This window comes from Roseiflexus castenholzii DSM 13941 (assembly GCF_000017805.1).
Taxonomy (GTDB): domain Bacteria; phylum Chloroflexota; class Chloroflexia; order Chloroflexales; family Roseiflexaceae; genus Roseiflexus; species Roseiflexus castenholzii.
Map to the genome: position 1 here is coordinate 3,813,719 of NC_009767.1, position 15,643 is coordinate 3,829,361.

The 15,643-nt window shown below is 60.9% G+C and carries 14 protein-coding genes; 8 read left to right on the forward strand and 6 right to left on the reverse strand.

The window, feature by feature from the left end; genetic code table 11:
- Positions 1-10 precede the first annotated feature (10 nt).
- Positions 11-406 (reverse strand): acyl-CoA thioesterase, encoded by a 396-nt coding sequence (locus RCAS_RS15160; protein ID WP_012121423.1) that lies wholly within the window; start codon positions 404-406, stop codon positions 11-13.
- Positions 403-1,296: a cobalamin-binding protein gene (locus RCAS_RS15165; RefSeq protein WP_012121424.1), complete on the reverse strand. Its 894-nt coding sequence runs from the start codon at positions 1,294-1,296 to the stop codon at positions 403-405. Before RCAS_RS15165 ends, RCAS_RS15160 begins: the two co-directional genes overlap by 4 nt.
- A 247-nt stretch (positions 1,297-1,543) precedes the next feature.
- Here RCAS_RS15165 and RCAS_RS15170 point away from each other — a divergent pair, with 247 nt between their 5' ends.
- The 5 genes from RCAS_RS15170 (at position 1,544) to RCAS_RS15185 (ending at position 4,730) form a co-directional block, all read left to right on the forward strand.
- The gene (locus RCAS_RS15170) at positions 1,544-2,485 is read left to right on the forward strand and encodes a DnaJ C-terminal domain-containing protein (RefSeq protein WP_041330886.1); all 942 of its coding nucleotides are present in this window, start codon (positions 1,544-1,546) and stop codon (positions 2,483-2,485) included.
- The gene (locus RCAS_RS26250) at positions 2,482-2,604 is read left to right on the forward strand and encodes a hypothetical protein (RefSeq protein WP_269632179.1); all 123 of its coding nucleotides are present in this window, start codon (positions 2,482-2,484) and stop codon (positions 2,602-2,604) included. Before RCAS_RS15170 ends, RCAS_RS26250 begins: the two co-directional genes overlap by 4 nt.
- A 225-nt stretch (positions 2,605-2,829) precedes the next feature.
- The gene (locus RCAS_RS15175) at positions 2,830-3,156 is read left to right on the forward strand and encodes a hypothetical protein (protein WP_012121426.1); all 327 of its coding nucleotides are present in this window, start codon (positions 2,830-2,832) and stop codon (positions 3,154-3,156) included.
- 23 nt (positions 3,157-3,179) lie between these two features.
- Positions 3,180-3,875, forward strand: coding sequence for a rhomboid family intramembrane serine protease (locus RCAS_RS15180; RefSeq protein WP_012121427.1), 696 nt, complete (start codon positions 3,180-3,182; stop codon positions 3,873-3,875).
- 15 nt (positions 3,876-3,890) lie between these two features.
- Entirely contained in the window at positions 3,891-4,730 is an 840-nt protein-coding gene (locus tag RCAS_RS15185) for an SDH family Clp fold serine proteinase (protein ID WP_012121428.1), read from the forward strand.
- Between the two features lie 401 nt (positions 4,731-5,131).
- Here the strand turns inward: RCAS_RS15185 and RCAS_RS15190 are convergent, their stop codons facing one another.
- Positions 5,132-5,509 carry a SaoD/DsrE family protein gene (locus RCAS_RS15190; protein ID WP_012121429.1) on the reverse strand — a complete coding sequence of 126 codons (378 nt, stop codon included), beginning with the start codon at positions 5,507-5,509 and terminating at the stop codon, positions 5,132-5,134.
- Positions 5,510-5,557: 48 nt separating this feature from the next.
- The gene (zigA, locus tag RCAS_RS15195) at positions 5,558-6,778 is read right to left on the reverse strand and encodes a zinc metallochaperone GTPase ZigA (RefSeq protein WP_012121430.1); all 1,221 of its coding nucleotides are present in this window, start codon (positions 6,776-6,778) and stop codon (positions 5,558-5,560) included.
- Positions 6,779-7,339: 561 nt separating this feature from the next.
- Between zigA and RCAS_RS15200 the strand changes: the two genes are divergently transcribed.
- Positions 7,340-9,763, forward strand: coding sequence for a beta strand repeat-containing protein (locus RCAS_RS15200; protein WP_085979105.1), 2,424 nt, complete (start codon positions 7,340-7,342; stop codon positions 9,761-9,763).
- A gap of 181 nt (positions 9,764-9,944) precedes the next feature.
- Here RCAS_RS15200 and RCAS_RS15205 read toward each other — a convergent pair whose 3' ends face one another.
- Complete coding sequence (locus tag RCAS_RS15205; protein WP_012121432.1) at positions 9,945-10,448, reverse strand: glutathione peroxidase; 504 nt, start codon at positions 10,446-10,448, stop codon at positions 9,945-9,947.
- A 149-nt stretch (positions 10,449-10,597) separates the two neighbouring features.
- Here RCAS_RS15205 and RCAS_RS24085 point away from each other — a divergent pair, with 149 nt between their 5' ends.
- Together RCAS_RS24085 and RCAS_RS15210 are read left to right on the forward strand one after the other, a co-directional pair.
- Positions 10,598-10,840 carry an FmdB family zinc ribbon protein gene (locus RCAS_RS24085; RefSeq protein ID WP_012121433.1) on the forward strand — a complete coding sequence of 81 codons (243 nt, stop codon included), beginning with the start codon at positions 10,598-10,600 and terminating at the stop codon, positions 10,838-10,840.
- A 30-nt stretch (positions 10,841-10,870) separates the two neighbouring features.
- Positions 10,871-11,980, forward strand: a complete 1,110-nt coding sequence (locus RCAS_RS15210) for a CobW family GTP-binding protein (RefSeq protein ID WP_012121434.1) — start codon at positions 10,871-10,873, stop codon at positions 11,978-11,980.
- A gap of 319 nt (positions 11,981-12,299) precedes the next feature.
- Here RCAS_RS15210 and RCAS_RS15215 read toward each other — a convergent pair whose 3' ends face one another.
- On the reverse strand, positions 12,300-15,284 hold the full coding sequence (locus RCAS_RS15215) for a G8 domain-containing protein (protein WP_012121435.1): 2,985 nt from the start codon (positions 15,282-15,284) through the stop codon (positions 12,300-12,302).
- Positions 15,285-15,643: the final 359 nt, after the last annotated feature.

A 15,643-nucleotide genomic window follows, 5' to 3' on the forward strand; every position in this document is an offset into this window, starting at 1 on the left:
CCCACTGCATTCATGACATTGTCTCCGTCAGCGGCGGCACCGTCACCGGACGATTCTGCTCGTCGACGGCGACGAGCACGCATTCCGCCTGACACACCAGCACCCGTTCGTTGTGGTCCATCGGCTCCCACCAGACATCGACAGCGATACGCATTGAACTGCGTCCGGTACCGACCAGACGGGCGATCACCTCGACAATCGACCCTTCACGCACCGGGTGGTGGAAGTTGACCTCGCTGATCCGCACCGTCACGACCTTGCGCCGACACCAGCGCGTGGCGCAAATGAACGCCGCCTGGTCGATCCAGGCGACCGCCGTGCCGCCGAAGAGGGTCCGGTAGTGGTTGGTGTTCATGGGGAACACCGGAAAGACCATACGCGTCTCGACGCGATCGGCAGCGCTCATTGTGCTGTTCCTTCCTGTGGAAAGCACGCCGGATGCAACAGGCGCGCCAGATGCTCGACTCCATCGACCACACGCGGCGCCGGGCGCGAACAGTAGCTGTTGGCATCCAGCGCATACACCTGCCCCTTGCGTGCTGCAGGAATGTCGAACCATCCCGGCGGGCGCGGCAGCGCGTCCCATTCGCGCTGCGCGGCTTCGGCGGAATAGCCGCAGGGAATGAGCAAAACCACGTCCGGCTGCGCGCAGAGAACGTCCTCCCAGCGCACACGGAACGACCGCTCCCCGGCGCGACCGAGCAGGTCGCGTCCTCCTGCGAGATGGATCATTTCCGGGACCCAATGCCCACCGATGAACGGCGGGTCGAGCCATTCCAGCGCCACCACACCGGGACGCGGCTGCCCGGCGACTGCGCGACGCACACCATCCAACCGCTGGCTCAAGCGTTCATTGAGTCGCCGACCGCGTTCTGGTACACCGACGGCTTCGGCAATTGTCAGCACATCGCTGAAGATTCCATCGAGGTTTGGCGGCGCCAGCGAGACGACGCGCGGATTGCCCGGCAACTGCGCCGCAACCACGCAGACATCTGCAAACGACACCGCACAGACATCGCACAGTTCCTGGGTGATCACCAGATCAGGCTGCACGTCGGCAAGGAGCGCCTCATCGAGCAGGTAGAGGCTTTCGCCGCGCGCCAGGCGCGCACTGACGACCTGATCGATCTCGGCGCTCGACAGACCGTGCGGAATGGCAGAGTACGTCACCCGCGGCAGGTCGGCGACGACATCGGGCGGGTAGTCACATTCGTGCGAAACGCCGACCAGCATATCCGCCAGGCCCAGTTCGCACACGATCTCGGTTGCCGATGGAAGCAGTGATACGATACGCATGATGGATCATCCTTCTTTCCGGTCTGGATCGCCCCTGACAAGCACGTTTGTTCTCGTTCTCATACGACGCTCGTTCGTGAGAGCGTTCCGCCAGTTTTGACAAAAAGACACGCGCAGAACCATAACCATCATACCAGAACTCGCGGCGATGCGCAGTTGCGCCAACTCCTGCGTTTGCTGCGAATGCCGGTCGCTTCTACTCTGCTATAATGCTCCCGCGCCATTCCTGCATCATAAGGCAATGCCTATGGAGTTCAAAGACTACTATGCCGTCCTTGGCGTCCCGCCCGACGCCGACGAGCAAACGATCAAGAAAGCGTACCGCAAACTGGCGCGGCAGTACCATCCCGACGTCAACCCTGGTGACAAAAAGGCTGAAGAGCGCTTCAAAGAGATCAATGAAGCCTACGAGGCGCTGAGCGACCCGGAACGCCGCCACAAGTACGATCAGTTGCGCGAACAGTATCAGCGCTGGCAGCAGCGCGGCGGCAGCGGCGAGTTCGACTGGGGTCCCTGGCAAACGGCGCCGGGGCAGACAGTCTACACCTATACAACGGTCTCACCGGAGGACCTGGAAGACCTCTTCGGAGGTGAAAGTCCCTTTTCGGACTTCTTCGGGACGATCTTCGGTCAGCCACATGGCGCCACCCCCCGTGGACCGCAGCGCGGGCGCGATCTTGAACTGCCGGTTGAGATTTCGCTCGAAGAGGCGTTTTACGGCACGACACGCTCGCTTCAGGTAGGCACGCGGCGCATCGAGGCGAAGATTCCGGTCGGCGCGCGCACCGGAACCCGTGTGCGTCTTGCCGGGCAGGGGCGCCCCGGCATTGCCGGAGGTCCGCCGGGCGATCTCTACCTGCTGATCACCGTCCTGCCGCATCCACAGTTCGAGCGCGACGGCGATGATCTGACCACGACCGTTTCGGTTGATTGTTTTACCGCAATTGCCGGCGGCGAGGCGCGCGTTCCGACATTGGACGGTTCGGTGCTGCTCAAGATTCCGCCGCGCACGCAGGCAGATCAGGTCTTCCGACTGCGGGGCAAAGGCATGCCACGCCTCGAACGCCCGACCGAACGCGGCGATCTCTTTGCCCGGGTGAAACTGGTGTTGCCCGAAACGTTGAGTGATGCTGACGTCGAAACGATTCGCACACTGGCGCGCGAGCGGAGCGCCCGAAAAAAAGGGTGACCGGCGCACCGGCGCGTATTGTGTCGTCACGCCCGGCAGCCGGTCACATCTGGATGATCGTTCTGGCGCTCGGACTCGTGATCGGAGCGCTTCTCTGGTTGATTGTGGGGAAGATCTGAGTTCGTTCCACGACAGGGTACGCTGGGGGCAGGTCTGAAATCCGCCCCCCACACGGAGTAATACCAATGACCTGTGCACATCCGGCATGGTCACCCCGAGCAGCGCGAGGGGTCGTGCGCGACCCGCGCCGATTCCTCGCTGCGTTTACCCTGAGCGAAGCGAAGGGCTCGGAATGACACGCATGCGGCATATTCAAATCATAATTGGTAACGCAGGAGTTTCAGATGCTGATCCGTCGCATGAATCCCGAAATGCTGGCAGCGCAGACCGGTCTGCCGGTTGAGGTGATCCAGGACCTGATCGATCTCGGTCTGATCGGGTCCTTTCCCGAACCGACAGAAACTGACCTGATCGAATTGCGCCGCGTGCGCCGCCTTATCGACATCCTGGGGCTTTCCCACGAGGCGGTTGATGTCGTGTTGCAGATGCGTCGCCGCCTGGTTGCGCTGCAACGAGAGGCGGCGCAACTCCGCGCCGAACTCGCGGAACGCCACCGCGCGGAACGCTCGACGGTCTGGATCGAAGCGGAATGGATTGAAGAGCGGGAATAGCCCGATATACGGAGAGTTCTTTCATGATCCCCCTCTACGACAATGTCCACGCGCGATCTTTTCCGTTTGTCAACTGGGCGATTATTCTTGCCAACATTGCGTTCTTCCTCATCGAAGTTGCGCTTGGACCCGATGCCGAGCGGTTCGTGACCATGTTTGCGGTCGTTCCTGCGCGGTTGCTTGCCAATCCAGGTCCAGATCAGATCGCTACGCTTTTTACATCGATGTTCCTTCACGGCGGATGGTCGCACCTGTTGAGCAATATGCTGGCGCTCTATATCTTTGGCGATAACGTCGAAGATCGGATGGGGGGTGGACGCTACCTGACGTTTTACATCATCTGCGGATTGATCGCAGCCCTGACTCACATATTGTTCAACCCGGATTCGCCGATTCCGACGATCGGTGCGAGTGGCGCGATCAGCGGCGTGCTCGGCGCGTATCTGATCCTCTATCCGACAGCGCGGGTGATCACGCTGATCCCGATCTTTTTTCTTCCCTGGTTCGTTGAAATCCCGGCGCTGGTCTACCTGGGAGTGTGGTTCCTGTCACAGTTGCTCAACGGCACGCTGGCGATCATCATTGGCGCGCAGGGGTTCGGCGGCGTGGCGTGGTGGGCGCATGCCGGCGGTTTCGTCGCCGGCATTGTACTCGTGGGTCTCTTCATTCAACGTCGCAGCCGGCGGCGCGTCTATGCGGACGAGTACTGGCCCTGGTGATGAGGGAGGTTGCCCGTGGACCTGATAGGACTGTTATGGATTTTCTTCATTATTTCGTCGTTACAGCCGGTCATTCGCCAGAAGATGCTGGAGAACGGGCGCCTGCGCCTGCTCGAACGCCTCGAACAGCAGCGCCAGAGCCGGGTGATTGTCCTCATTCACCGCCAGGAAACGCTCAGTCTGCTCGGGTTCCCGCTCGTGCGCTATATCGACATCGACGACTCGGAAGCGGTGCTGCGGGCGATCAAAATGACCGATAAGGATGTGCCGATTGACCTGGTGCTGCACACCCCCGGCGGACTGGTTCTGGCGGCGGAACAGATCGCCAGCGCGTTGCGCAAGCATCCGGCGAAGGTCACCGTCTTCGTGCCGCACTACGCCATGTCTGGCGGGACGCTCATCGCTCTGGCGGCGGACGAGATTGTGATGGACGAGAACGCGGTTCTCGGACCGGTAGACCCGCAGTTGGGGCAACAGCCAGCGGCATCGATTCTCAAGGTGCTGGAACGCAAGCCGATCAGCGAGATCGACGACGAGACCCTGATCATGGCGGACATTGCCGAAAAAGCCATCCGCCAGGTGAAGGCGACTGTCATCGAGTTGCTGGCGGATCGTATCGGCGCCGAAAAAGCCGAACATATCGCCACAATGCTGGCAACTGGCGTCTGGACGCACGATTACCCGATCAGCGTGCGCGAAGCGCGCGAACTCGGTTTGCCGGTCAGCACCGATATGCCGTCGCTTGTGTACCAGTTGATGGGGCTGTACCCACAGACGGCGCAGCGCCGCCCGTCGGTTGAGTACATTCCGCTCCCCCGCTCGCGCGAATCGGAGCGTCGCCGGGCAGAGCGATAGCAAGAAGCGTTCCTCTGCCCCTCACCCCCGCTCCCTCTCCCGTGTAAGGGCGGACCGAACTCCCGCGCGCACCCCAGCACGTCCACCAGGGGACACCCGCGCGCGCGGCACCGGTCTTCCCGCCCCCGCGCGCGAGAGCGGAGCAGGGGGAGCGCCTCGAACACCACATCGCAGAACCGCAACTCCTGCGGCGGATATTTGCCAAACCCCGCCGGACCGAGAGAGTGCCTCGAACACCACATCGCAGAAGCGTCCCCTCTCCCACGTGCGGAAGAGGAGCGGGGGGTGAGGGCACAACCACACATCCTAACGCCATGCATGCCCGCCAGGCGCATGCGCGCGGTCTGCCCTTGAACCCCTGTGAGCGGTGTGGAGGGTGAGTGAAACGCCGCGATCCGACCCTACAACGTAATCACCTGATCCGGCGGACTTCCGGCGAGCGCTTTGTACAACTGTGGGAAGCAGCCTGCCACTACGCCTTCGACCAATCCCCTGGCTTTCACCTGCCCAAAGCCGCACTGCGTGAAATCGCCTTCTCCCAGATCACGCTCGACTGCACAGCGATCACATACCATGAGCAGAATATTCTGCGCCTTGGCGACTTTCGCCAGACGCTCGCCAATCGGATCACCCTTGCGCAACACATACAGGTTGTCGTCGAAAAACATCATCCCGACTACCTGCGCGCCATGAACACCCTGTTCGAGTTGCGGCAGAATCATTTTCCCGAGTTTGTACGTGGCGGACATATCGGTTGCAAACACATACGCGACTTTCATGGACTTCCTCCTCATACGCGAACAGGACAACTGGAATGACAATCCTCGTCAATCCTCGGACACCCACACCGACCATGTCCCGAAAGGATCGTCAAACTGCGCCCACCCTTCGGGACCCAACGCCATCTCGTCGTCGGTCAACAGGCAGGCATCAAGGCGAGCGCGCAGCGCCGCCTCGTCCATATCCTGCCCGATCAGCACCAGTTCCTGCCGCCGATCGCCCCACCGACTGTGCCATACCTGCGCCAGATGCGCTTCATCTTCAGGATCATCTGGCAATTCATCATCCGGCAGCGCCGCCCACCACAAGCCGCCTGGCTCGACCCGACACGCACTCCCGGCCTGCGACCAGAGACCGCTGATACTCATGCGCGTCGCCAGCCAGATCAGCCCCTTAGAACGCAACACACCGGGCCACTCATCGTGAATGAGGTCCCAGAAACGTTGAGGATGAAACGGTCGTCGAGCGCGATAGACAAAACTCGAAATGCCATACTCCTCGGTTTCCGGCGTATGTTCGCCGCGAAGTTCCTTAAGCCAGCCAAGCGCCTGCGCCGCGCGCTCAAAATTGAAGCGACCGGTATTCAATATCTCGCGCAGCGGCACACGCCCAAACGACGCGCGCACAATGCGGGCATCGGGGTTCAGTTTGCGCAGAAGCGCTTCCAGTTGATCCACCACATCGGGATCGACCAGATCGATCTTGTTCAGCACCAGAACATCGGCGAACTCAACCTGATCGATCAACAAATCAACAACCGACCGTTCATCATCGTCGTCGGCAGCCATGTTCCGATCACGCAGGTCGTCGGTCGAGCACAAATCCTGCGGAAAATTGAACGCATCAACGACCGTCACCATCGTATCCAGCCGCGCCAGTTCCGCCAGGCTGACGCCGGTTTCATCCGCGAACGTGAACGTCTCCGCCACCGGCAGCGGCTCGGAGATGCCGGTCGACTCGATGAGCAGATAATCGAAGCGCCCTTCACGCGCCAGGCGCGCCGCCTCAACCAACAAATCCTCGCGCAGCGTGCAGCAGATGCACCCATTGGTCATCTCGATCAGGCGCTCTTCGGTGCGACTGAGGGCCGCCCCGCCGCTGCGCACCAGCCGGGCGTCGATGTTGACCTCGCTCATGTCGTTGACGATGACTGCCACGCGCAGACCTTCGCGATTGGCAAGCACATGGTTGAGCAGGGTCGTTTTACCGCTGCCCAGAAACCCCGACAGAACCGTTACCGGCAACGGTTGCGCAGTATGTTGCGCCATGACAAACCTCGTGATGCATGATCAACATGGTTGTGTTTGATGATAGTGTATATCAATGAAATTGTCAAACCATTGATGACTCGGAGCAGGGTCATAAATGATCAGAACCCGCTGCATCGTCACGGGTTGATGATCAGTCCCGCCGCTTGTGCGCAGGAATGGCTATTCCTTCCGGTTACCATTGTCATGTTGTGTGATACCAATGACGCTTGACGATGCCGCATGCGTGTCATTCCGAGCCCTTCGCTTCGCTCAGGGTAAACGCAGCGCGGAATCGGCGCGGGTCGCGCACGACCCCTCGCGCTGATCGGGGTGACCATGCCGGATGGTCACAGGTCATTGGTATTACAGCAGCGCACCGGGGTCATATCCGACTTCATATCTCACCGGCGCTCGATGTCTACTGCAACAGAACGCGGTACTGCCAGGAGGGACAACGTGGACACGACCAGCACGACGCAACGAACCCATACGCTCTCGGTTGGCGCGCTGATCGCTCTGTGCCTTCTCATGGTGATCAGCGCGCTGGCGCCCGCCGCTATGCAGGCGAGTTCGTAATCGATTACCAGCCCGAATAACGCATCATTCACGGTCGGAATATCCTCAGTTTTCACGATCACGACATCCGGCTTTTCTCTATCGAACCCGCCATATTTCTACACTGTCCCAGGGACTCTTCCTAACGGACTGGAGATTGTTTCCAATAACGACACCACGGGCTACATCAGTGGCGATCCTGCACCCGGCACCGGCGGCGTCTACACGTTTACACTCTATGCAGACGATGAAAATGGCGGAATAGCTACTCAGAGCTTCACCCTCACCATCTACGAGGCGCCGGCCATCACCAGCCCCAACACCACCACGTTCACCGTCGGGCAGGCGGGTTCGTTCACCGTCACCGCCACCGGCTATCCGACGCCGACGCTGAGTGTGAGCGGCGCATTGCCTTCCGGCGTCACGTTTACGCCCAACTCCAACGGCACGGCGACGATCAGCGGCACGCCGACGGCAGGCGGGGTCTTCCCGCTCACAATTACGGCCGCCAACGGCGTGAACCCGAACGCCACGCAAACCTTCACGCTGATCGTCAATCAGGCGCCGGCCATCACCAGCCCCAACACCGCCACGTTCACCGTTGGGCAGGCGGGTTCGTTCACCGTCACCGCCACCGGCTATCCGACGCCGACGCTGAGTGTGAGCGGCGCATTGCCTTCCGGCGTCACGTTTACGCCCAACTCCAACGGCACGGCGACGATCAGCGGCACGCCGACGGCAGGCGGGGTCTTCCCGCTCACAATTACGGCCGCCAACGGCGTGAACCCGAACGCCACGCAAACCTTCACGCTGATCGTCAATCAGGCGCCGGCCATCACCAGCCCCAACACCGCCACGTTCACCGTTGGGCAGGCGGGTTCGTTCACCGTCACCGCCACCGGCTATCCGACGCCGACGCTGAGTGTGAGCGGCGCATTGCCTTCCGGCGTCACGTTTACGCCCAACTCCAACGGCACGGCGACGATCAGCGGCACGCCGACGGCAGGCGGGGTCTTCCCGCTCACAATTACGGCCGCCAACGGCGTGAACCCGAACGCCACGCAAACCTTCACGCTGATCGTCAATCAGGCGCCGGCCATCACCAGCCCCAACACCGCCACGTTCACCGTTGGGCAGGCGGGTTCGTTCACCGTCACCGCCACCGGCTATCCGACGCCGACGCTGAGTATGAGCGGCGCATTGCCTTCCGGCGTCACGTTTACGCCCAACTCCAACGGCACGGCGACGATCAGCGGCACGCCGACGGCAGGCGGGGTCTTCCCGCTCACAATTACGGCCGCCAACGGCGTGAACCCGAACGCCACGCAAACCTTCACGCTGATCGTCAATCAGGCGCCGGCCATCACCAGCCCCAACACCACCACGTTCACCGTTGGGCAGGCGGGTTCGTTCACCGTCACCGCCACCGGCTATCCGACGCCGACGCTGAGTATGAGCGGCGCATTGCCTTCCGGCGTCACGTTTACGCCCAACTCCAACGGCACGGCGACGATCAGCGGCACGCCGACGGCAGGCGGGGTCTTCCCGCTCACAATTACGGCCGCCAACGGCGTGAACCCGAACGCCACGCAAACCTTCACGCTGATCGTCAATCAGGCGCCGGCCATCACCAGCCCCAACACCGCCACGTTCACCGTTGGGCAGGCGGGTTCGTTCACCGTCACCGCCACCGGCTATCCGACGCCGACGCTGAGTGTGAGCGGCGCATTGCCTTCCGGCGTCACGTTTACGCCCAACTCCAACGGCACGGCGACGATCAGCGGCACGCCGACGGCAGGCGGGGTCTTCCCGCTCACAATTACGGCCGCCAACGGCGTGAACCCGAACGCCACGCAAACCTTCACGCTGATCGTCAATCAGGCGCCGGCCATCACCAGCCCCAACACCGCCACGTTCACCGTTGGGCAGGCGGGTTCGTTCACCGTCACCGCCACCGGCTATCCGACGCCGACGCTGAGTATGAGCGGCGCATTGCCTTCCGGCGTCACGTTTACGCCCAACTCCAACGGCACGGCGACGATCAGCGGCACGCCGACGGCAGGCGGGGTCTTCCCGCTCACAATTACGGCCGCCAACGGCGTGAACCCGAACGCCACGCAAACCTTCACGCTGATCGTCAATCAGGCGCCGGCCATCACCAGCCCCAACACCACCACGTTCACCGTCGGGCAGGCGGGTTCGTTCACCGTCACCGCCACCGGCTATCCGACGCCGACGCTGAGCGTGAGCGGCGCATTGCCTTCCGGCGTCACGTTTACGCCCAACTCCAACGGCACGGCTACGATCAGCGGGACGGCGACGGCAGGCGGGGTCTTCACGCTCACAATTACGGCCGCCAACGGCGTGAACCCGAACGCCACGCAAACCTTCACGCTGAAGGTGGAGCAGAATCAGTTCCGGGTCTTCCTGCCGCTGGTCGTTCGGTAAGAAGACGCAACGATCACGGTAAAACAGGACGCATCTGAATGACGATACGCCAGAATGCTGCTGATACCAGCAGCATTCTGGCGCGTTTACGTTTTGCGATCAAGCGTTTCAGTATCTACCGGCGTGGGGGCAGTCTGAGGCATTTACTCTTGTGCGGGGCGCTGCCACATTCAGTGCGATCTTACTGAGCCGTAATCGCCGTCGGCTGGCGCAGCAGCGCAGCAATGTCGCGCTCGATCTTTTCCGGCGTATCGGTGGGGGCGTAACGGCGACGCACTTTCCCCTGGCGGTCCACCAGAAACTTGGTGAAGTTCCACGGAATCGTCTGGATGCCCAACAATCCCGGCTTTTCCGCTTTCAGCAGCGCGAACAATGGATGGGTGTTCGGACCGTTGACATCCACCTTCTCAAAGATCGGAAAACTGACCCCATAGTTGCGCGTGCAGAACTGCTGGATGGCGTTCGGATCGTCGTATTCCTGCCCGGCGAACTGGTCGCACGGGAATCCGAGCACAACAAAACCTTCGTCGCGGTAGCGGCGGTAGAGGGTTTCGAGACCGGCATACTGCGGCGCAAATCCACATTTGCTGGCGACGTTGACGATCAGCAGCACCCGGTTCCGGTAGTCGCTGAGCGGCTGCGGTGTGCCGTCAATGCGGTTGGCGGTGATGTCGTATATGCCCATGGTGTGTGCGTCCTCTCGACGAATATGTGCAATACCTGTGCAAGTAGTATGCGCGATTTTACGCATCATGTCAAATCTGATGATTGACATTCCTCTTCGCAAGTGATAGCATATATCACAAACGTATTCCCTGGACCACGGACGAGCCAATGCCATTGTACACCTACACCTGCCCGGAGTGTGAGATCGAAATCGAAGAACTCCGCCCTTCCTGGCGCGCCGATGAGCCGGTCGAATGTCCGGTCTGCCACGGGCTGTGCGTGCGCGATTGGAGCAGTTTCAGCATTCGGTCGCGCAATGCGCCCAAGCCGGTCTACGCCAGCCCGGCACAGGTTGCGCGGGCGCTCCACGGTCCCGGTTGCCCCTGCTGCATCCCGCGCCGGCGATCATGATGATATGGTAGTCAATCAGGAGTTTGTGATATGTCTATCGACACGCCGCTCAAACCGGTTCCGGTGACCATCCTTACCGGGTTCCTCGGCGCCGGAAAAACGACGCTGCTCAACCGCATCCTCCACGCCGACCACGGCTTGAAGGTGGCGGTGCTGGTGAATGATTTCGGCAGCATCAATATCGACACGCAACTCGTGGTCGGCGTGGAGGGCGAGACGATTTCGCTCGCCAACGGATGCATCTGTTGCACTATCCGCGGCGACTTGCTCAAGACGGCGCTGCTGCTGCTGGATCGCGCGGAACCGCCCGAATATCTGATCATCGAGGCGAGTGGCGTGAGCGATCCGTGGGCAGTGGCGGAAACGTTCGATCTTCCTGAATTGCGCTCCTTCTTCCGCCTCGATTCGGTCATTACGGTGGTCGATGCTGAATATGTGCGGCAGCAGCAGTACTATGAGGACCTGATCATCCATCAGATCAGCGCAGCCGATGTGGTGGTGCTGAGCAAGGTCGATCTGGTCACTGAGGAGCAGCGCGCCGATGTGGAGCAGTGGGTGCGCCAGATTGTGCCCCGCGTCCGCATTCTGCCTGCCATCCACGGCGATGTGCCCATGAGCCTGATCCTTGGCGTCGGTCGCTACAACCTCGAAGTGCAACCACGGATTGTCGTCCCCCGCCACGACCACGAGCACGACCATCACCATGATCACGAGCACGGTCCGCACTGTGATCATGACCATGGTGATGGTGATCAGCAGCACGATCATCACCACGACCACAGCGCCGAATTCAGCACGTGGAGTTATGTGCATGACCATCCCTTCAGCCTGAAGAAGTTGCGCACTGCGCTCCAGGACCTGCCGGCGACGATCTTTCGCGGCAAGGGGGTGCTCTATCTGGCAGAAACGCCGCAACGCCGCGCCATTTTGCAGATCGTCGGCGTGCGAATTACCGTGACGGTTGGAGAGCCTTGGGGTGATGCAACTCCCGTCACACAGATGGTGTTCATTGGCGCACCTGGCGGATTGGACGGCGCAAGTCTTACGGCTGCATTCGACGCATGCCTGACCAACGCGCCAGGACAGGAGCAGATTGCCGGGCAGCAATCGTGGTTCCGCCGGGTATTTGGGGGTGGTTAGGGGTCATGGATCGAGGAAGGGGTGAAATATCACCCGGGGGCTGCTTCAAGGACGGCAACGGTCCGACGAGGCTGCGGTTTGCGCAGGAACAATCCACGCATGACCCGGCGGAGCGGCGTGACTGAGCGCGCCTGTAGGGGCAAAACCAGTAATCCACGCATAATACGGTGGAGCGGCTGTCTGATCGTATGGTCGAACACCCTGATCGGCAGCCGCCGCTCCACGAGATGTGCGCTGCATCCCAAAGCCTTGTCGCCTCACCGGGTTGGAGCGGACGCGCCGAGCAGGGCGAAGCAGAGGCACGGAGGCATTCTGAGCGTCAGCGAACGATACGCAGGATTGTATCCCGATAGAGCGCCGCGTCCGAGAGCGGATTCGTCGGCTCTCCTCCCGACCATGGAACCCCACCGCGAACGTGAACCCACACACGCTGATTGACCGTATCTTGCCACATACTGTTATCCGTCGCCAGCAGCGCCGCCATCGATGAGACCGGCGTCAGATCGCGGCGATCAGGCGATCCCGGCGCAGCGTACTCATAGGATTGCCGCGTCGTCAGGTAGGCGCGCGCCGTCACGCTGCCACTGAACGGAACGGCAAGGATGACCTGATCGGCAGGAGAGTGCATATTTGTCAACTCCAGTTTTACTTCGTGCGATGGCGGCGGCAGGCTGTTGGCAGCATCACGGAACTCGATCAGATAGCGTCCTCCAGGAACGGCTGCAAAATGCCGCATCCACGGCATAATCCCGAAGGTGTTCCGTCCGCTGCCACTCCCCTCCTCCACGATCCATTGTGCCATGGGTTGAAGCGCATCATCGAGCCGGGTAACGGTCAGTGGCATACGTGGCTTAAACGGGTCGCCTCCATCGATACGAAAACCAGCGACGCCATAATACGGTCCAACACAACTCTGCCCGTTCTGCCCGGCCGGTGCGACCGGCGCACAGGGGCGACCGGCCGTCAGAAATGGCACATCGTACACCCAATAGTTACCTGCCGGTCCCCAGTAGCCATACGGATCCCAAAGCGCGCCGGCGAGCGCAGCGTTGCCGACCGGCGTGTTCAGATTGGGCGAAATGACCCGACGCCCCGGATGGGAGTTGATCAGCCGATTATTGGGATTGCGCACCAGACCGCGATCAACCGGTCGGGTATAGTAGTCGTTGGTGGCAAACGCGCCGCTCGCGCGGTCATTTCTCGGACTCAGCGGGAAATTGACGACGACATTGTTATAAATGTCGAATGTGCTATGATAACTGGCAATCGCAGTATTCGGTTGATCGCCGGAGAATGACGTTGGTGACGGATTGCGATTATTCAGGCTCGTACCAATGATCAGCGAGTCGATGATTCTGCCATCGTCGCCGGCGCCGGCAAAGAACATGCCGGCATTATCGGCTGAAACAAACCGAACGTAGTTCGGCCACGAAACCCGGTTCCACAATCCGTTGTCATTGTTCTTGTAGGTCGTAATATCGCTCAGCGTGAATCGTATGCGGTTTTCATACCTGAAAGGTCCTCCATCAATGGTAGGGATGTATTTTGTTTCGGCAGTATTGCCCGCATTATCAATCGGCGCAAAGTCGATATTGATTCCTGGGCGATTATTCGAATGTGCGACATTATGACTAAAAATGCCCAAAAGGGTATTTATCGGGCGAATCGGAACATTCTGGTTATCTCCGAGCGGTTTTTCGGGGAACGCCAGCCAGAAGCCATTACCGGCAGCATCAGCAGCGACATTGCCGCGCACGGTGTTATCCGGGTTCGTCAACCAGAAACCCGACGGTCCACGGCGAAACATTATCCGGTCGCTTGGCAACAGCGGTTGTGGCGGTTGACGTACTTTCAACACCAGATTGTGCTCTATCAGATTGCGGCGCTCGACCGCGTCTTCCAGAAAGATTGCGTGCCCGGCGATGTCGTAGCAAATATTGTTCCGCACCGTTACGCCATTCGTGCCGTGAATAACAATACAGCGATTGGCGGAGTTCCAGATGCTCGAGTTGGTCACTGTCTGCGCTGTTGCGTCTCCGATCAGTGCGCCATTGGGCGCATACGAGAGCAGATGGAAATGGATCGGATAGCGTCCCAAACGCCCACCCTGCCCCATGCGCCGCAACTCGACGCCGTCGAGACGCAGCACGGCATGGTTCATCACCATGATGTGCGCGCCAAAGCGCTCATTGCGCCAGCGCGCATCGTCCGCTCCCTGAATGACGATCTGGCGCGATAGATTGCCCACCTCTGCGCGTTCATCGAGCGCAAGCGGGGTGATGTCCGTCGTTGGCGTCAGGATCATTCCTGCCGCACTCACGTACTGCAACCGTCCCCATCGCTCTTGTCGCAGCGGTGTGGACAGATCGACCTGAGGACCGTCCGCTGTCTGAACGGTCAACTGCTCCGTCTCAGCCACGCCGTAGAAGTCGGTCGGCGCAACCACAATCTGATCGCCAGCCTGCCAGTTGACGGCATCGCGCAGGGTGAGCCGAGTCGCTCCGGCGTCGGCGTGATCGGCAAGAGTCGTCCAGACCGGAACCGGCGCGAGGCCATAGGCTTCGAACGTTCCACCCATCAACAGAATACCGCGCGTTCCCATGCCCATCACGTCCTCATCAGGATCGGGCGCCGTCAGCGTAATGGTCGCGCGATGGCGGAACGGCGCCGCCGGATCGCCAATGCGCAATCGCCCGTTGCCATGCAGCATAATCCAGCCGGCGCTCAGGTCGAGATCGCGGTTGTCGAACACCAGGCTTCCCTCAATCGTCAGGCTGCGCAGAGGCGGCGGACTGACATCCAGGAGAACGGTTTTGCCCGGCGGAATGCGCACTGCCTCACCCGCCTGCGGCAGGCGCCCACCCCACGTCGCCGGGTTCGACCAACGCTCACCGGATGGTCCTGCGGGCATGCCACGCGCCACCAGCGGCAGAAACACGCGGTAAGCGCCGGACTGAACCGTCAGTTCACCGCGCATATCCTGATCGAAGTCGCACACAAACGGGTAACGTCCAGGCTGCGCAAACCACTGACGCTGCACATCCCCCGGCGCAATCACCGGTGATGTCCAACTGCCATCGACCGATCGCAGTCGGTGCGGTCTGGTGTCATTGTTCCGCCAGACAACCGTAGCGTCAGGCTCGACCTGTGCATCCAGCCGCACAGGCGTATCGCCGGATACAAATGTCATCGATACCGACGGGCGATGTTCCGAAGGCGAAGCGGCGAGGCTCCAATTGGTGGCGAAGAGCGCGCAGATAAGGAGTGCGTACACCGACACGAACAAGGGCGGAGTGCGATGCATGGGTGACACGGCGCCTTTCTCGTTTCGACAATTTCTCAACTTCTAAACTGAACAATAGCATGCTCCATGCGGCGCAGCGCGCGTAGCGATACCGTACCATGGTACATACGCATACTCACCCGATCCGTACACGAACGATGCGCCCACCCGGTGATGTCAACGGGGAGTGCGGGAGTTGGGGAGATGGGGCAATCGGGAGCGGATTGTCCGGTCGGTCGCTCCGGCAAACAGGTGAAGCGAGCGCATCGTTGCACCCGCCGGAACACCACAGAACACGAGGTTCGTGCGGGCGGATCATTGCCGGAATGAGCACAACACGAGCGTCCTTCGGGCTGGGAGCAGATCGAGCAGCGCACCGG